Annotated in this window: 14 protein-coding genes and 1 pseudogene; 4 read left to right on the top strand and 11 right to left on the bottom strand. The window is 67.1% G+C overall.

The window, feature by feature from the left end; translation table 11 throughout:
• Positions 1 to 93: 93 nt before the first annotated feature.
• Positions 94 to 1,020: pseudogene (ftrA, locus tag ACP7EY_RS07475) on the bottom strand (transcriptional regulator FtrA); the annotation flags it as partial.
• A gap of 88 nt (positions 1,021 to 1,108) precedes the next feature.
• Here ftrA and ACP7EY_RS07470 point away from each other — a divergent pair.
• Positions 1,109 to 1,537 (top strand): rhodanese-like domain-containing protein, encoded by a 429-nt coding sequence (locus ACP7EY_RS07470; protein ID WP_426192011.1) that lies wholly within the window; start codon positions 1,109 to 1,111, stop codon positions 1,535 to 1,537.
• Here ACP7EY_RS07470 and ACP7EY_RS07465 read toward each other — a convergent pair whose 3' ends face one another.
• Positions 1,538 to 1,699: a hypothetical protein gene (locus ACP7EY_RS07465; RefSeq protein WP_426192009.1), complete on the bottom strand. Its 162-nt coding sequence runs from the start codon at positions 1,697 to 1,699 to the stop codon at positions 1,538 to 1,540.
• A 101-nt stretch (positions 1,700 to 1,800) separates the two neighbouring features.
• Positions 1,801 to 4,254, bottom strand: a complete 2,454-nt coding sequence (locus ACP7EY_RS07460) for a prolyl oligopeptidase family serine peptidase (protein ID WP_426192007.1) — start codon at positions 4,252 to 4,254, stop codon at positions 1,801 to 1,803.
• A 30-nt stretch (positions 4,255 to 4,284) separates the two neighbouring features.
• Here ACP7EY_RS07460 and ACP7EY_RS07455 point away from each other — a divergent pair, with 30 nt between their 5' ends.
• Both ACP7EY_RS07455 and ACP7EY_RS07450 read left to right on the top strand, forming a co-directional pair.
• Complete coding sequence (locus ACP7EY_RS07455) at positions 4,285 to 4,911, top strand: hypothetical protein (RefSeq protein ID WP_426192005.1); 627 nt, start codon at positions 4,285 to 4,287, stop codon at positions 4,909 to 4,911.
• A complete protein-coding gene (locus ACP7EY_RS07450) occupies positions 4,911 to 5,420 on the top strand; it encodes a hypothetical protein (protein WP_426192003.1) in 510 nt (169 codons plus the stop codon). Before ACP7EY_RS07455 ends, ACP7EY_RS07450 begins: the two co-directional genes overlap by 1 nt.
• Positions 5,421 to 5,475: 55 nt before the next feature.
• Here the strand turns inward: ACP7EY_RS07450 and ACP7EY_RS07445 are convergent, their stop codons facing one another.
• From ACP7EY_RS07445 to ACP7EY_RS07425, 5 genes are all read right to left on the bottom strand, one after another.
• Positions 5,476 to 8,301, bottom strand: a complete 2,826-nt coding sequence (locus ACP7EY_RS07445) for an ATP-binding protein (protein WP_426192001.1) — start codon at positions 8,299 to 8,301, stop codon at positions 5,476 to 5,478.
• Positions 8,302 to 8,309: 8 nt separating this feature from the next.
• Positions 8,310 to 9,092 carry a hypothetical protein gene (locus ACP7EY_RS07440; RefSeq protein ID WP_426191999.1) on the bottom strand — a complete coding sequence of 261 codons (783 nt, stop codon included), beginning with the start codon at positions 9,090 to 9,092 and terminating at the stop codon, positions 8,310 to 8,312.
• Positions 9,085 to 10,467: a hypothetical protein gene (locus tag ACP7EY_RS07435; RefSeq protein WP_426191997.1), complete on the bottom strand. Its 1,383-nt coding sequence runs from the start codon at positions 10,465 to 10,467 to the stop codon at positions 9,085 to 9,087. The genes ACP7EY_RS07440 and ACP7EY_RS07435 overlap by 8 nt, the downstream gene beginning before the upstream one ends.
• A gap of 149 nt (positions 10,468 to 10,616) precedes the next feature.
• A complete protein-coding gene (locus tag ACP7EY_RS07430; protein ID WP_426191995.1) occupies positions 10,617 to 11,381 on the bottom strand; it encodes a DUF3108 domain-containing protein in 765 nt (254 codons plus the stop codon).
• Positions 11,382 to 11,397: 16 nt separating this feature from the next.
• On the bottom strand, positions 11,398 to 12,480 hold the full coding sequence (locus tag ACP7EY_RS07425) for a DUF3108 domain-containing protein (RefSeq protein WP_426191993.1): 1,083 nt from the start codon (positions 12,478 to 12,480) through the stop codon (positions 11,398 to 11,400).
• 144 nt (positions 12,481 to 12,624) lie between these two features.
• On the opposite strand from ACP7EY_RS07425, the gene ACP7EY_RS07420 reads away from it, so the two are divergent.
• Positions 12,625 to 13,170, top strand: coding sequence for a PhaM family polyhydroxyalkanoate granule multifunctional regulatory protein (locus ACP7EY_RS07420; RefSeq protein WP_426191991.1), 546 nt, complete (start codon positions 12,625 to 12,627; stop codon positions 13,168 to 13,170).
• A gap of 48 nt (positions 13,171 to 13,218) precedes the next feature.
• On the opposite strand, the gene ACP7EY_RS07415 is transcribed toward ACP7EY_RS07420, so the two are convergent.
• The 3 genes from ACP7EY_RS07415 to ACP7EY_RS07405 form a co-directional block, all read right to left on the bottom strand.
• Positions 13,219 to 13,434 (bottom strand): hypothetical protein, encoded by a 216-nt coding sequence (locus tag ACP7EY_RS07415; protein ID WP_426191989.1) that lies wholly within the window; start codon positions 13,432 to 13,434, stop codon positions 13,219 to 13,221.
• A gap of 252 nt (positions 13,435 to 13,686) precedes the next feature.
• Complete coding sequence (locus ACP7EY_RS07410) at positions 13,687 to 15,399, bottom strand: tetratricopeptide repeat protein (RefSeq protein ID WP_426191987.1); 1,713 nt, start codon at positions 15,397 to 15,399, stop codon at positions 13,687 to 13,689.
• Entirely contained in the window at positions 15,396 to 16,106 is a 711-nt protein-coding gene (locus tag ACP7EY_RS07405; protein ID WP_426191985.1) for a sensor histidine kinase, read from the bottom strand. Before ACP7EY_RS07405 ends, ACP7EY_RS07410 begins: the two co-directional genes overlap by 4 nt.
• Positions 16,107 to 16,131 lie beyond the last annotated feature (25 nt).

The following is a 16,131-nucleotide window of genomic DNA, read 5'->3' as shown; positions in this document are numbered from 1 at the left end:
GGCAAGGCGAATAGTGCGGACATTACAGACACTGCGAACACGATCAATCATGGCGGCTTTCATGGCAGGTGGGGTCAGTGGGGTCAGTGGGGTCGCTGCCGGCGGTGCCAGCGCGCTGGCCCTGAAGTGGCGCCGCAACGATGCGGGCGAACCGAGGCCGGCCAGGTCGGCGATGGCGTCGATGCCGATATCGGGCCGATTTTCCAGCAACTGCGCCGCCAGCTGGACGCGCTCGCGCACCAGCCAGGCCAGCGGGGTCGAACCGGTGCGCGCCTTGAACTGGCGCTGCAAGGTGCGCGGCGCCATGCATGCCTGCTGCGCGATCGAAGCCACCGTGTGCTGCAGGCGCAGGTTTTCGCGCAGCCAGTCGAGCAGGCGGGCGATGCGGTTGTCGATCAAGTCCGGCATCGGCCGCTGCACCAGTTGCGCCTGGCCGCCATCGCGCTGGGCCGGCACCACCAGGCGCTGGGCGACCCGGTTGGCGATGTCGGCGCCGAAGTCGCTGCGCACCAGGTGCAGCAGCATGTCGAGGCCGGCCGCCGATCCGGCCGAGGTGACGATCGGGCCGTCCTCCACGTACAGCGCGGCGCCGTCGATGGTCAGCGCGGGAAAGCGGGCGGCCAACTGGTCCAGATAGCGCCAGTGGGTGCTGGCGCGGCGCCCAAAGAGCAGCCCCGCATGGGCCAGCACGAAGGCGCCCGAACAGATCGCGCACAGGCGCGCGCCCCGTGCCGCCGCCGCGCGCAGGGCGTCGACCAGGGCCGCCGGCGGCGCCTCGTCGATGTCGCGCCAGCCGGGAATGACGATGGTGCCGGCCCGTGCGAGCACCTCGAGGCCGTGCGCCACCTGCACGGTGAAGCCGCCGGCCGCCCGCAAGGGACCGGCATCGACGGCGCAGACGGCATGCTCGTACCAGGCCACGCCCAGCTCGGGCCGCGCCAGCGCGAACAGCTCGACGGCGCAGCCGAACTCGAAGGTGCACAGGCCGTCGTAGGCGAGAATGGCGACAAGGTGGGGCATGGCAGGATGTTAGCAGTTTCTGTCGCTCGAGCAGCGGCCCGGCGGTGCACACTGGCGGCTGTTCATCACGCTTTGCAGGGAGCCCGCCATGACGCACACCGTTTCAGCCGTTTCAGCCGTTTCATCCACGCCCGCCGCGCCCGCCGACCAGGCACTGCGCCACTTCGCCAGCGCCTTTGCGTTCGAGACCGATTGCGCCGATGTGCACGACGCCATCGCCAGCGGCGCGCAGGATTTCGTGCTGCTCGACGTGCGCGGCGCGGCGCAGTACGCGCACGGCCACCTGCCCGGCGCGCTGCACCTGCCGCACGGGAAAATCGTCGACGTCAAGCTGCGCGCCTACCCGCCGCACACCTTGTTTGTCGTCTACTGCGCGGGGCCCCACTGCAACGGCGCGCAGCGCGGCGCGCTGGCGCTGGCGCGGCTGGGCCGGCCCGTCAAGCTGATGATCGGCGGCGTCACCGGCTGGCTCGACGAAGGCTTCGCGCTGGCCACCGGCGCCCGCGCGACCCGGTGATCAGTGCAGCACTTGCGGATTCGGGTCCGGCACGGGGTCGTCGTTTTGCGGCATGTGCACGGGCGGATGGTGCGGATGGGGATTGTCGAACGGCTCCGGCGACGGCTCGTCGGCGGGCACGGGATCGGGGGCGCGGTGAAATTCGATGGTCGATGGGCTCATGGCTCTCTCCTGGGATGTAGAGCATGACCTTAGCATGATTGTCGGGACGTTCATGTCCGACAGGATCGGGGCAGGCGCCGGTGGCGCCCGCCCCGCGCGCCTTACGGCGCCTTGGCGTTTTTCACGTACTTTTCCAGCCAGTTGTTGGTTTCATACAGCATGTGCATGATCGATTCGCGCGCCCGGTAGGCGTGGCTCTCGTTGGGCAGCATCACCAGCCGCGCCGTGCCGCCCAGGCCCTTGACGGCCTGGAACATGCGCTCGCTCTGGATGGGGAAGGTGCCGCTGTTGTTGTCCTGCTCACCGTGGATCATCAACAGGGCGTCCTTGATCTTGTCGGCGTTATTAAACGGCGACATCGCCTGGTACACCGCCTGCGCCTTCCAGAACGGCCGCTCTTCCGACTGGAAGCCGAACGGCGTGAGGGTGCGGTTGTAAGCGCCGCTGCGGGCGATGCCGGCCTTGAACAGGCGCGTGTGGGCCAGCAGGTTGCCGGTCATGAAAGCGCCGTAGGAATGGCCGCCGACGGCGATGCGGTGGCGCTCGGCCACGCCGCGCCGCACCACCTCGTCGACCGCCGCTTCGGCGTTGGCGATCAGCTGCGGCAGATAGGTGTCGTTCGGCTCGGCGTCGCCGGCGCCGACGATGGGCATCGACGGATTGTCGAGCACCGCGTAGCCCATCGCCAGGAAGGCCGCCGGCCCCCAGTAGCTGACCGCGTTGAAGCGGTACGGCGAGCCGGTGGTCTGGCTGGCCGCGCTGGCGCTCTTGAACTCTTGCGGGTAGGCCCACATCAGCAGCGGCAGCGGGCCGTCGCGTTTTGGCTCGTAGTTCGGCGGCAGCATCAGGGTGGCGGTGAGATCAACGCCGTCGGCCCGCTTGTAGCGGATCTGCTCTTTCTGCACGTCCTTCAGTTGCGGCGTGGGATGGGGAAAGCTGGTCAGCGCCGTCAGCTGCGCGTCGGCGCTCTTGCCCAGGTCACGGATAAAATAATTCGGCCGTTCGGTGGGCGACTCGCGCGTGGTGAGCAAGCGCTTGCCGTCGGCGCTCAATACCGCCATCGGGTTTTCGTAGTACGGCGGCGCGCTCTGGAACAGCCGCACCTTCTTCATGGTCGCCAGGTCGAGGCGGTCGATGAAGGGGCGGTCGCCCTCGCTGGAGGCGCCGGCGCCGTCGAGCAGGATGCTGGTGTCGGCACCGATCAGCAGGCGCGGCAAGCCGGCCGCGTCGGGCTGGGTCACCGGCTGGCCCGGGTTGTTGTAGCGGTCTTCCGCCGAATATGCAAACACCTGCTGCGGCGCCACGCCCGGCTGGTCGGGGGCGATGCGCCAGGTCTTGACGGCGCGCGTCTTGTACCAGGCTTCATTGAGCAGGGCCAGGTCGCCGCGGCCCCACTGCACGCCGCTGTAGCGACTGGCCAGTTTGGCCAGCACCACCGGCGCGGCCGTGAACGGCGCGGCCTGGGCGTAGACGATGTCGCGCACGTCGGCCACGGCAGGCTTGGCGGGGTCGCCGCCGTCCTGCGCTTCGGCCCACACCAGCGTGGCCGGCGCATCGACGCGCCACGACACGTCGCGCACGCCGGCCGAGACGGCGTCATTCCCGGGCGGCAGGCCCTCTTCCAGCGGCCGTTCGGCCACCAGGTGCACCGGCTTGCCGGTCAAATCGCGCACGTCGACGCGACGGGCGAAAGCGGAGGCCGGCACGATGTAGGAAAACGGCCGTTGCAGCGCTTGGGTGAGAATGAATTTGCCGCCCGGCGCCAGGCGCGCGCCGATGAACAGGTCGGGCGCGCCCACCAGCCGGGTCTTGCCGGCCAGGTCGATCAGCGCCAGCTGCACGGTGGCGTAATGCTCGAACACGCGCGAATCGGTTTCATTTTTCAGCAGGTCCGGGTAGGTGCGCAACTGGCGCGCGCCGCCGGCGGGATCGCTGTCCTGGGTGCTGGGGCCGGACGGCACGCTCGTCAGCGGCGGCGCCTTGCCCAGCCTGGCCGGCTTGAGCTGCACCAGCAGGCCGCTGGCGTCGGGCAGCCAGCTAAAACCGCTGCCGTTCACGTACGACATGGGCTGGGCCGTCAGGCGACGGGCCACGCGGGTGGCGATGTCGACCACCCACAATTCGACCTGGGCGCCATTGCCCTTGTCGGCCAGATTCACATGGGTAAACGCGAGATGGCGCTGGTCGGGCGACCAGGCCATGTCGGCCAGGCGCAGCGGCTTGGGCAGGCCCTTGATGGCGAGCGGCTGCTGGGTGGCGATGTCGAGCAGGGTCAGGTCGGTGCCGAAGCTGAACCGGCTGGGCGAATAGGTGCGCGGGTTGATGCGCAGGCCGGCCAGCTTCAGTTCGGGCTGCGCCACTTCGACGATCGACGGCAGCGCCGGCGTGGCGACCATGGTGGCCAGGTCGCGCCGCGGCGACAGGCTCAGGCCCGGCGCACGGGGGGCGTCGACGATGGCCTGCAAGGGCGCTGGCGGCAGCTGGTACTGGGCGTGGACGGGCACGGCGGCAAGCAGGGACAGGGCGAGCGGCACGGAAGGCAGGCGTTTGCGCATGGCGACTTTCATAAGCGTTTGAGTGACAGCATGGTGCGCATTCGCCGGTGGAAAGTCAACAGCGCACTACCCGCCATCGCCGCCGCCAAAACCTTCGATTACAATGACCGCCTGCGAGCGCGCCTGCTCGACACCACCCGAGGAACCGCCATGGTCATCCCGCAACCGATCGTTGCTGCCGTCATCATTCCCTTTGTGCTATGGCGCGTCTACCAGCGCATCAAGCGCCTGATGGTGCGCCAGCGCTCGCAGGCGTGGCGTCACTGGATCGGCGTGGTGCTGTTCCCGCTGCTGCTGGTGGTGCTCGGCACCATGGCGCTGGCCCACCCGCTGTCGCTGGCGGGCATGGCCGGTGGGGTGGCGATCGGCGTGGTGCTGGGCCTGATCGGCTTGCGCCGCACCGTCTACGAGCGCATCGGCGCCGATTTTTTCTATACCCCCAGCGCCCACATCGGCGTGCTGGTGTCGCTGCTGTTCCTGGGCCGACTGCTCTACCGCGGCTACGAATTCTATGTCGCCGGGGTGGCCCGCCCGGACGATTTCGCCAGCAGCCCCCTGACCCTGCTGGTGTTCGGCATCCTGGCCGGCTATTACACCAGCTACGCCGCCGGCATCCTGCGCTGGCGCCGCGCCGCCTCGCTCACCGACTCCCACTGATGAACATCACCACCCTCACCCTGCTGGTCCTGACGCCCTTCCTCGTGTGGCGCATCTATTCGCGCCTGCGCACGGCAATGGCGCGCCAGCGCTCGATCGTGTCGCGCCACTGGACCGGGCTGGGGGTGTTCGCCGCCATGGTCCTGGTGCCGGCGTCGGAACTGTTCCGGCGCCTGCCGATGCTGGGCTGGCTGGCGCTGGGCTGCGCCGCCGGCGTCGCTTACGGCGTCTGGGCGTTCCGGCACACCCGCCTGGAACAGACGGAGGAAGGCTATTACTTCACGCCGCCGGCGCGGCTGGGCATCGTAATCGCCATGCTGTTCACGGCGCGCATCCTGTATATCGGCTTCGAAATGTACGCCAACCAGGGCGGCACCACGCCCACCCCGCGCTTTACCGACAGCCTGCTGACGATGCTGGCGGTGGGGGTGACGGGCGGCTACTTCGGCACCATCAGCGCCGGCCTGGCGCTGTGGCGCTACCGGATTCGCCAGGCCATCGGCCGCTGAATGAAAAACGGGGCCAGGCACGCCGTGCCTGGCCCCGTCGCCGTTGCGCGTCCGATTACGCCGCGGTTTTTTGCGGCGCCAGGCGGCGCTGCAGCACAAAGATCGGCTGCGCCCACTGCGTGTCCTTCTTCTTCTTGCTGGTGATCAGGGTCAGCTCGGACGGATCGTAGACGTCGGTGTTGTGGGTCAGCGGCGTCGTCATCAGGTACTGCGCCTCGGTGTTTTTCAGGAACTCGCCGACCAGCTGGATATTGCGGATATCGAGGTGGGCGAACGGTTCGTCGATGAACACGAAGCCGCCCGAACCGTCTTCCGATTTCAGCAAACCGATAAGCAGCACCAGCGACTTCATCACCTGCTGGCCGCCCGACGCTTCGCCGTCGTTCATGCCGATCTGGTCCTTGCCGTCGAACTTGAAACGCACGTGCAGGCCCGCCTGCGACAACTGCACGTCGTCGTTCTCGAGCCGCACCGGGTCGGCGTGGACGTCGATGCCGGCCAGCTCGCCCAGCTCCTTGATGTTCTTGCTGTAGGTCTTGATGGTGTAGCGCAGCCGGTCCATGTAGGCCGAACGCGCGTTGCCAGTCGCTTCGATGGCGCGGTTGTTCTGGTAGCGGCGCTCGTCGGTTTCGCTCTGGCGGCCGTGCAGCTGGTCGGCCAGGCGCTGGTGCTGGTCGATGACGGTGGCGTCGAGCTCCCAGTCTTCGCGCGCCAGGCTGTGCTGCAGCGAGGTCACGCGCAGGTCGACCTGGTGGCTGTTCTGGTGTTCCGACACCAGCGCGGCGCGGCGCGCCGGCCGGCGCCAGCTGTGCGGCAGGTGGCGCCAGGCGCGCCGCAGCGCCACCAGGGCGACGGCGTGTTCGTGGCGCTGCTCGATCTGGCGCTTGTAGCCTAGGCGCAGGCCCGCTTCCGCTTCGGCCAGCGCCATGCGGGCGTTCTGCCAGGTGGTGTCTGCGCGCGTGCGCGCCACCGTGGCCGCCTTGGTCAAGCCTTGCAGCTCGCCCAGGCGCGAACCGACTTCGAGGCGCTCGGCCTTCAAGGGCACGCTCGACAAGGCTGCCTCGTCGAATTCTTCCTGGCGCGCGGCCAGCTCCTTGGCGGCATCGACGCCGGCGATACGCGCTTTTAACAGGCCCGTTTCGGCGGCCAGCCTGGAGATGGTCAGGGTCAGGCTGTCTTCCTGCGCTTCCAGGCCGGGAATGGCGCGCTGCAGGGCGTCCAGGCGCCCGCTGCGGCCGGCGTCGCCGAAGCGGTAGCGCGATGCTTCGACAAACAGCGAGCGTCCGCCGCGCCGTTCGCGGTGGTAGGCGTCCGGGGTGATCCACTCGTCGCTGCCCGATTTAACACCGGCATCGACCGATTCGACCCGCTCGATGCGTTGCAGCTGCTCGATCAGCCAGGCCGGGGTGTCGCTGGAAAAGCGCACCACCGCCAGCAGGCTGTCGTCCTTGCGCACGGGCGCGGTGACGCAATCGGGCACGATGAAGTGGCGATAGCGTTCCTGCTCGGCCAGCCGGTAGGCGGCCGGCGCGTCCTTGGCTTTCTCCAGCAGCACCACCGAGGCGTAACCACCGAGCACGCCTTCGACGGCGCCCTGCCATTTCGGGTCGGTCACCTCGACGATATCGGACAGCATGGCGTGGCCGATGCCCGCCTCGCGCAGGGCGCGGCGCATGGCGCGCACCGGTTCCGGCTCGGGCATGGCGCTCTTGCCCTGCAGGGCCGAGATGGTGGCGCGGTCGCCCGCGATGCGGGTCGAAATGGCCAGCCTGGCCTGCTTCTGGCGCGCCAGCTCCCCTTCGCGGGTGGCCAGCTGCGCCGTCACTTCGGCGATGTCGGCGCCCGATTCGGCAGCCAGCTTGTGCAGGCGTTCTTTTTGCTCGAGCAGGCTGTCGAGGGGCTTGAGTTTACCGTTGATCTGCGCCAGCCGGCTGCCCAGCGCCGTCGCTTCGCGCTCGAGCAGGGTTTCCTGTTCCTGGGCGTCGCTGTGAAAGCGCGCCTGGTTGGCCACCGCGTTGCGCTTGTCGGTGAGCTGCGAGTCGGCCACCGCCATCGGCCGGCGCGCGTCGCGCAGCTGGCGGCTGACGGCGCCCGCTTTTTCACGCGCTTCGTGGTATTCGAGGCTGGGCAGCACTTCCTCGAGCAGGTTGCGGCGCTCCTTGTGCAGGTCTTCCCACTGGTGGTAATTGGCCACCCGCAGGCGCAGGCCTTCCAGGTTGGTGCGCGACGCTTCGAGTTCCGTCTCGAACCGCTTGAGCTCCGTCTCGGTGTCGCGCTGGTGGCGCTTGGCTTCGTCGTAGGCGTCGAGCACCTCCTTGTCGCCGAACACCTGGAACACCAGGTCGAGCAGCTGGCGCGGCGCATATTCGCACAGTTTATCGGTCTCGCCCTGCTCGAGCGCCAGCACTTTCGCCATCGCCGGCGACAGGCCCGCGTTGGCCAGGCGCTTGCGATAGTTTTCCACCCCCAGCCAGTCGGTCGCCTCGGTGACGTCCTCGATCTGGATATTGCCCGGTCGCATCAGGTACTGACGCTTCCAGTCGCCGCCGTTTTTCTGGATCTGGCAAAACAGCGTCACTTCGTCGTCGCTGAAAAAGCCGGAACTGCGGAACGGGCGGTTCGACAGCTGCCGGCCCACCGTCTTGTTGTCGACCACGGCGCGGATCCACGCCGTCTGCTGGCCCGAGTGGCGCGCATAGTGTTTATAGGTGCGGCCCATCGAGCAATCGAGCCCGAACAGGGTGCGCAGGGCGTCGAGCAAGGTGGTCTTGCCGGAGCCGTTCTGGCCGGCGATGGTAATGATCTTGGCGTCGAGCGGGATGTTCTTGATGCGCTGCCAGTAGTCCCAGTGGACCAGCTCGAGGGATTTGATGTGGAACATGGGTACTCTCAGAGTGCGGTGTGGTCGCTGTCGTCGTCGACGGGCGCGGTGGCATCAGGATCGGTGTCGGTGTCGGTATCAAGCTCGAGATCGACCGCCAGCGCGGCCAGCGGATCGGCCGCCTCGTCGGGCGCCAGCGCCGGTTTTCGCGGCACCGCCACCGTGATGGGCGAGCGCTTGAAGACGTCGGCCAGGGCGCCGTTGATGATGCGCTCCTTGAGCACGTCCGTGTCCATCATCAGGTCGAGCAGGGGGCCCTCGACGATCAGGTCGCCCCGGCGCTCGATGAATCCGAGTTTCGACAGGGTCCCCAGGTTCATGTCCATGCGGGTTTTCTTGCCCAGCTTTTCGCCAAAGTCAGCCAGCAGGGCCGTGTAGGAAATGCCGATCGAGGTGTCCTCGGCGCGCGCGATGGGACGGTCCTTGTCGAACAGGTCGTTCTGGTCGTCGGCGGCGCTCTGGTGGGTCTCCTGGCGCTCGCGCTTGGGCAGGATGATCTGCGCCCACAGCACCACCAGCAGGGCCACGCCGTCGCGGGTCAGGCCGAAGTTATTGTTTTGCCAGATGTCCTTGGCACCGAAAATTTTCGGTTCGACGGCGCGGTGCAGCGCCAGCGTGACATGGTCGGCATACACGTTGTCGAGCAGTTTCAGGCCGGCGTCGAGCAGGCGCTTGTCCACTTCGGCGCGGAACTGCTCGTCCGAGAGCGCCCGCTTGACCATCTTGTCGTCGCGCCGCAGGGTCTGGTGCGTGAGCAGGCGGGCGATCAGGATTTGGGAGTCGTCATTCATCAAGCGGGCCGCTTTCAAGGTCGAGTGAGATCGTCGCGAGCGACAGGGTGGCCAGCGACACGGCGGCCACATGCGGGTCGTCCAGCGCCACCATGGCGTCTTGCGGCGAAAACTGGATCGGCAGGCGGGCCAGCTGGGCGGTGGCGCCCTGCAGGCTGGCCTCGGCGGCGTCGCCCAGCAGCGGCAGCAGCGAGGCGCGGTAGGAGGCGATGGCGAACGTGGCCGGCAGCAGCGAGTCTTCCACCTGCACCGACTTCGGCCCCGCCTCGGAAAAACTGGGGAAGTTGCCCAGGTTGGCAAAATCGGACAGGCGCGCCAGCCAGTCGTCCAGTTCAACCTGGATGGCGGGGCCGTCGTTGATGGTCAGCGGCGCATCCTGCCCGGTCGGCAGGCCGCCCGGCCCGACGGCAGCGGCACGTTCGGCCAGCAGCTCCGTTTCGGCCACGTCGATCATTTCGGCGGGGGTGCCGAACAGGGGCACCAGCGGGCGGTCGATGGCGCCCACGGCCAGGCTCGACAAATCGTCGTGCGCCAGCAGCCAGCGTTTCACATCCGTCGTCGACAGGCCGGACTGGCCCAGGTGCACGCGCTGGCGCTCGATCTGGTTGAGGGCGCGCGAGAACATGCCCTGCATGTTCAGCAGCGCGCTCTGGGCGCGGCCGATGGCCTGGGCCGCCTTGTGGGTGGCGGCGTCGGCGCGCTCGTCGGCCAGGATGGCGCGCAGGATCAGCGAGCCCTTCTCCACCCAGTCGCAGGCCGTGTGCCATTTCGATTGCGAGGTGCGCAGGCGGAACTCGGAACCGGAGGCGATGGCATCGCGAAATTCTTCCGTCAGGTCGACCAGCCGGCCCAGCAGGTGGCGCAACTGGTCGACGGTGACGCCGCCCACCGCCTGGGCGCCGGCCACCTGGGACAAAATGAAGCCCATGTCGGCTTCGTCGTCGGCCTGGCCGCTGCTGAGCAAGCCGTCGAGCGCGGCGAGCAGGTTGCGCGCCATCGGCGTGACGCGGTAGACGGCGCCCTGTGCATCCCAGGCCAGCAGACCGTGCGAGCGCAGGCGGATCAGCACCGTTTCCAGGCTTTCCGGCAGCAGGTAGGCCAGGCGCGTGTTGATGTCGGCCCGGCTGAAGGCGGACACGGCGCTGTCAGCGGCCAGTTCGCGCAGCACCAGCAGGCGGATCAGCACGGCATCGCCGCCGCCGTGGAACAGGGCGGTGAAGGCGCTCAGGGTCGGCTGGGCACGCTTGAGGTGGAAAACCTGCTCGATTTCGTCGGCGGAAATGTCGGCGTGGAAGTGCGACTGCAGGCTGTCCGCGTCGTCTTGCTGCTGGGGTAATGTGTCGGCTGCTGGCGCGCCTGCCGTGGTGTCGGTCATCGTGTTCTTACTGAAGCTTGAATGCCGCTGCCGGGGGGCGGCGGGGGCGTCAGTATATCAGCTGGCGTTGCACTGGCAAAAGTAAAGCACGCGCGCCCTTGGGCCAGCAATTATGCACGATTGTGCATAATTGCGGCGGCCGCGCTTCCTCACTTGGGCGTGACCGTCTGCAATAGTTGGTCGATGTATTCGTCCTCGTTGTCGGTAAACCGCAGCCGCACGGGGTACCACTGCTGCGACGGCGCCAGCCAGATGTCGAGCGTCTGCTCCTTGGAATCGGGTGGCGGCAGGCGGATCAGGTGGATGGCCTCGACGCTGCCGATGCCCGTCTGCACCGTTTCCGCCTTGATCACGCGGAAAGTCCAGGGATCGGCGTCGCGCCGGCCGGCCACAAAAAACGTCCATTGCGCGCCGGCGACGACGCTATCGGGCGCGGCCCGGGCCACCCCGGCCAACTGGAACAGCACGCTGCTGCGGTCCTGCTCGCCACCCTTGAGGGGATAGCTGACATCGCTTTCAGTAAAACTGATGCGTTTTTTGCTGCGATCGAAGGTGGTGGTCCAGGGTTCGTGGCGGATGCGTTTTTCACCGAACTGGGTGGGCGCCAGGCCGAAGCCGTCGACGTCGCCCTCGCTGTGGTTGTCGATCAGCTTGCCGAACAGGGCGGCCCGGGTGGTCGAGTGAACGCTGTACTTGCCGCCGGCCAGGCGCCAGCTGACGACGGCGTCGCCGCCCAGATTAAACCCTTTCTGACGCGCCTTGATGGTGTAGCCCAGGTCGGCCGACGGCGGCAGGTCGACGGCGCGCCTGGGCATGTCGGCGGCGCCGGCGCCAGGCATGGCCAGGCCCAGGCCAAGGGCCAGCACGGCGGCGGCGCGCAGCGCGGTGGTGCGTCTATAAATACTGCTTTGCATCGTAAGTCCTCACATCTCAGCCGGCATCGGGCCGGCTGATGGTTTTAATGGTTTGGGTCGTCGTGGCCCCGTTCGATTCCAGATTGTCGATCCGCACGGGCAGCCAGCCCAGCGACGGCGCCAGCCAGATATCGAGGCGCGCACCGTAGGCGCCCGCCCGTGGCGGACGCGACAGGTGCCAGGTGGCCAGCCGGCCCATCGGCGTGTCGATCTCTTCCTGGCCCGCCAGCACGAAACGAAACACGGCCGCATCCTTGTCTTCCCCCACCAGGATGTCGATATTGCCCTGCAACTGGGCGCTGTCGGCACGCGCGATCGCGGCCAGTTGCAGGGGAATGGTCGCCTTGTCCTGGGTGCCGGGGAGCAGCCGGTAGCGGGCCGGCGCGGCGGAAAAGGTAATCTGTCTCTCGTCCTGGCCGAAGCGGGTCGTCGTCAGCGCCCTGCCCCGGCGTTTTTCCGTCATGCTGCGCGGCACAAAACCGCCGCCATCGACCTGCCCGACGCTCTCGAGCACCACCAGGTTGACCCGCGCAATCAGCACGCGGATGCCCGCTTCCAGCGTCATCTTGTACTGGCCGTCGCCCTGCCGCCAGGCCATCGCCGCTTCGCCATGCCAGACGGTGCCGTCGGCATCCTTGCGCAGCACCTCGAGCACGATGGTGGCCGACGGCGGTACGTCGGCGCGGTAGGCCTTGCCGACGGGCGCCGCCGGTGCCGCGGATGCCGCCTCGGCTGGCGGAGGCGACGCCGCCAACTGCACCGATTCTACGTCAAGCAGGCGGGCGGCAGCGCCCGCATCGATGGCGATGGGCGCCAGCGGCGGCGCACTGACGGCGGGCGCGGGCGCCACCTCGAACGGCGGCGGCGCCAGGCTCGCCACCGGTGGCGGCGGCAGCAGCACGGGCGGCGGTGGCGCCGCCGCCGGCGCCACCTCGGGTGCGGGCGCGGCGATCACGCGGGCCTGCATCAGCGGCGGCGGCCGACTCACGACGCCGTCGGCAACGCCGCCATGGCGCACCAGGGCGACCAGGCCCAGCAGATGCAGCCCCACCGTGAGCAGGACCAGGGCGAGCGTGCGGCGGTGTCGGGCGCTGAGCATGCGGTTCGTCATGGATCCAGTGTAGCGCGTTTGGTTTCAATCACCGTGCATCAAGTGGCAGCGGCACCCCTTGCATTTTCCACAAGCGACTAGGATCTGCCGTTTTTATCTGCTAACCTGAGCCTTCACACTATGGAGACCTTCATGTCCACTACCCCGTTTCCCAACATGCCCGGTGCCGGCGCCATGACCGACTCCCTCGAGTTCGTTAAAAACTTGTGGGGCAGCATGGGGGTACCCGGCATGTCGATGCCCAGCCTGGCGGCACCGGCCATGTCGGTGGAAGATCTCGACAAGAAAATTGCCGACCTCAAAGCCGTCGAATCCTGGCTCAATGTCAATGGCGCCATGCTGCGCGCCACCATCCAGGGCCTGGAAGTACAGAGAGGCACACTGGCCACCTTGAACACCATGGGCGCCTCGTTTGCCGACGCCATGAAAACCCTGACGCCGGAGGCGGCCGGCAAGGCGGCCAGCAAACCGGCCGCGCCCGCAATGCCGGACCCGACCATCTGGTGGAATATGCTGCAGGAGCAGTTCAAGCAGGCAGTGGCCAGCGCGGTGCCGGCCGCGCCGTTTGGCGCCACCGAGGCGCCCAAGGGCGAGCGTCAGGACGCGCCCGCTGCACCGAAGGCGGGGGCCGCTGAAGTGGCGCCGCCGCGCAGCGCCAGGAAGCCGGCGAAAGGCTGACGCGTCCCGCGCAGGCCGGCGCTGACGCCGGCCTGCGCGGGAAGGTTCTTACGCCAGTTTCAGAATCCGGATCGAATCGATCAAGCCGTCTTCCGACTTCTTGACGGTGGCAATATTGATCAAGCCTTCGTCGGCCAGTTGCTGCGCCTGTGCGTGGGCGACTTGAAAACTCTCGATGGTATCGCCCTTGGCGGCCACCGGACGGATCCAGGCAGTGCTGCCAACCTTCATTTTTTCGTAAACTTCGTGTGCGATATCGCGCATGCGTGTGCCTTTCCTGGACAAAACGGGCCAACTTTCTCCCGCGGGGTGAGCAGTTTAGCACTCGGCGCCCGCGCAGGGGGAGTGCAAATCAAACTAAGAACTTATCCCGGTAGGTAGGAGGAAGCGGATTGCGATGCATGGCAGCCGAGGGCAAGGCGCGAGGATGACGCATGGCGAGCCATGCGAAGACGAACAACGCGGCCATCGGTTGCCAGGCGCGCAAGCAGCGACTCCGACCTACCGGGATAGGTTCTAAGCCTCCGCTTGCTCGGTCGGCACCAGCCGCGCCAGCTGCTCCATCAGCTGGGCAAAGCGCTGCTGTCCCGGCTGGATGTGGTCGATATGCAGCAACACTTGGGCGGTCTCGGCACTGAGCAGGGCATCGTAGCCCGATTGTTGCATATGAGACAAGTGAATCTGCGCCGCGTTGAAGAGAATGCGCATATTGTTGGGCAAGATCTTGCGCGCATGGCGCATCCACTCGAGCGCCTCTTGCAACTTGCCGCTTCTCCACAACAACACGCCCTGGTTCATCAGGTCGGTCGCTTCCTTCTTCGAGGCCCGGATGTAAGCCGCGCCCTCCTCGGCCATGCGGGCCTTGTCGAAAATGCGCTGCACCTCGTCGAGCAGGACGGCATTGTCGTGGTTGTTGCGCGCCACATAACAGAGCAATTCGACGGGCGCCTCCTTGACGCCCACCGCCAGCAGCAACACGGCCATGTCCAGGCAGACGGCCACCTCGGGCCGGCCGGGGTCGCTGTTGAGCAGCACTTCGAGCTCGTCGCCGGCCTTGCGCGCGCGCCTGAAATCGCCGCTTTCATGGTACACCAGGCCCTCGGTGATCTTGGCGCGCAGGGCGATCAGGTCGTCGCCGGCAAACTCCTTGATCACTGTTTGCAACAGCGCCAGCGCTTCCTTGACGTCGTTTTTTTGCCCGCACACGCGGGCCAGGCCCAGGTAGGCGTCCGGGCTTTTCATAACCGAATATTCACCGATCGCAATGCATTTACGAAACGCCTTCTCCGCCATCGCCAGGTTGCCCAGCTTCAGGCACACCTGCCCCAGGCTGCGCTGGCGCAGCACGGAATTGGGCGAGAGCTTGGCGGCCCGCTCGAGCACATTGCAGGCGTCATCGAGCTGGCCCATCTGCTGGTGGGCGGCGGCCAGCTGGTCGTAGGCGTCGATGTAATAGCGGTTTTCCGCAATCACCCCCTGGAAGATCTGGCGCGCCTGTTCGAACTCGCCGTTGGCCATGCGAATTTTCGCCAGCCCCGACCTGGCCCACTGGTATTCGCGCTCCTGCACCACCCGCTCATAGGCGAGCCGGGCTTTATCAGGTTCGCCGCTCTTGAGCATGAGCTTGGCCTTCATGCGCAACAACTCGATCTGGTGCACCTTGTCGATATCGATCTGGGCGTCGCACAGGGCGGCGGCGCGCAAATAATCCTTCTCCGCATAGGCCAGGTCGATCATCCGGAACACCTGCTTCTTGTGCCACACGCGGTTCAGGCGCGTCAGCAGCACGCCCTCGGTGATGGGCTTGATCAGGTAGGCGTCGGGCTGGTGCTCGGCGGCGCCCATCACCGACTCGACGCTTTTTTCGGCCGACACCATCAGCCACACGCTGCTGGGCAGCAAGAGATTGCGCACGCGCGCCTCTTCCAGTACCTGCTGGCCGTTCTTCCCCTCGCCCAGGTTGTAATCGCACAGGACCACGTCGTAGCGGATGCGCGACAACAGGCCCATCGCTTCGCCGCCGCTGGAGGCCTGGTCGATGTTCTTGGCGCCCAGGTTGCGCAAGCTTTCGCGCAAGAGTTGACGGATGCCAATGAAGTCGTCGACCACCAGGTAATTTTTCGATGCCCAGTCAACGTCGGCCAGGGTGGCCGAGACGCTGATCGGGCCCGGCGCCGGCGCGCCAGGCACGGCAGGCGCGCCAGCCGGCACGGTCACGGGTGCGCTCATGGCAGGGTCAATATAAAACAGCCGCCACCGAGCGTGCCGCCGTTTTCCAGCCGCAAGCTGCCGCTGCGCTGGCGGTGCTTGTGCATCTGCGCCACCTTGCTGGAAAAATACAGGCCCAGGCCCGTGCTGTTGGTGCGGAAATTGATGGCGCGGGGCGCGCTGCGGCCCGCCGCCAGCATGCTGGCGGGATAGCCGGCGCCGTTGTCTTCCACCCGCAATTCCAGCGCACCGTCGACCATGCCGATGCGCAAGCTGATGCGGTCCTTCGTGTAATTGACGGCGTTGTTGATGGCGTGGCTCAGTACGCCGATGATCAGGTCTTCATCGAGATGCCAGACCAGGGCCGGGTCGACCTCGGTGTCGAGGGTGATGGCGCGCGCGGCCAGCAGCGCGCGCGCACCCAACGCCACCTGCACGGCCAGGTGGGCCACCGCCAGCGGCTGCAAATCGAACGGGTAGGCGCCGTCGCCGACCTGCTTGTACAGGGCCAGCAAATGCATCAGATTATCGTTGAGGCGGCGTGTCTGGTAGAGCATGTGGCCCAGCTGCGGCGCGTCAAACTGGCCGGCGCCGCCGTCGAGCATTTTTTCCAGCGTGCCCGACAGCATACCCAGCGAATTTTTCATGTCGTGGGCGGTCGAAGCCAGAAACAGGGATAGCTCATTGGCGCCCGGATCGGCCTGCACGGGGGTGTCATTGGTGCTCATCGGTGCTCCTGCGGGCGCCTGCCCG

The organism is Massilia sp. DWR3-1-1 (assembly GCF_049898325.1).
In the GTDB taxonomy this organism is placed as follows: Bacteria; Pseudomonadota; Gammaproteobacteria; order Burkholderiales; family Burkholderiaceae_D; genus JAFCUW01.
Note: the sequence above shows the minus strand (reverse complement) of the source record. Positions and strands in the feature narration are given on the sequence as shown.

Bases quoted from the DNA above. Each gene is read 5' to 3' on its own strand.
- ACP7EY_RS07470 (WP_426192011.1), top strand. From the start codon at position 1,109: ATGACGCACACCGTTTCAGCCGTTTCAGCCGTTTCATCCACGCCCGCC.
- ACP7EY_RS07455 (WP_426192005.1), top strand. From the start codon at position 4,285: ATGGTGCGCATTCGCCGGTGGAAAGTCAACAGCGCACTACCCGCCATC.
- ACP7EY_RS07420 (WP_426191991.1), top strand. From the start codon at position 12,625: ATGTCCACTACCCCGTTTCCCAACATGCCCGGTGCCGGCGCCATGACC.
- ACP7EY_RS07425 (WP_426191993.1), bottom strand. From the start codon at position 12,480: ATGCTCAGCGCCCGACACCGCCGCACGCTCGCCCTGGTCCTGCTCACG.
- ACP7EY_RS07465 (WP_426192009.1), bottom strand. From the start codon at position 1,699: ATGAGCCCATCGACCATCGAATTTCACCGCGCCCCCGATCCCGTGCCC.
- ACP7EY_RS07435 (WP_426191997.1), bottom strand. From the start codon at position 10,467: ATGACCGACACCACGGCAGGCGCGCCAGCAGCCGACACATTACCCCAG.
- ACP7EY_RS07430 (WP_426191995.1), bottom strand. From the start codon at position 11,381: ATGCAAAGCAGTATTTATAGACGCACCACCGCGCTGCGCGCCGCCGCC.
- ACP7EY_RS07410 (WP_426191987.1), bottom strand. From the start codon at position 15,399: ATGAGCGCACCCGTGACCGTGCCGGCTGGCGCGCCTGCCGTGCCTGGC.
- ACP7EY_RS07445 (WP_426192001.1), bottom strand. From the start codon at position 8,301: ATGTTCCACATCAAATCCCTCGAGCTGGTCCACTGGGACTACTGGCAG.
- ACP7EY_RS07460 (WP_426192007.1), bottom strand. From the start codon at position 4,254: ATGCGCAAACGCCTGCCTTCCGTGCCGCTCGCCCTGTCCCTGCTTGCC.
- ACP7EY_RS07450 (WP_426192003.1), top strand. From the start codon at position 4,911: ATGAACATCACCACCCTCACCCTGCTGGTCCTGACGCCCTTCCTCGTG.
- ACP7EY_RS07405 (WP_426191985.1), bottom strand. From the start codon at position 16,106: ATGAGCACCAATGACACCCCCGTGCAGGCCGATCCGGGCGCCAATGAG.
- ACP7EY_RS07440 (WP_426191999.1), bottom strand. From the start codon at position 9,092: ATGAATGACGACTCCCAAATCCTGATCGCCCGCCTGCTCACGCACCAG.
- ACP7EY_RS07415 (WP_426191989.1), bottom strand. From the start codon at position 13,434: ATGCGCGATATCGCACACGAAGTTTACGAAAAAATGAAGGTTGGCAGC.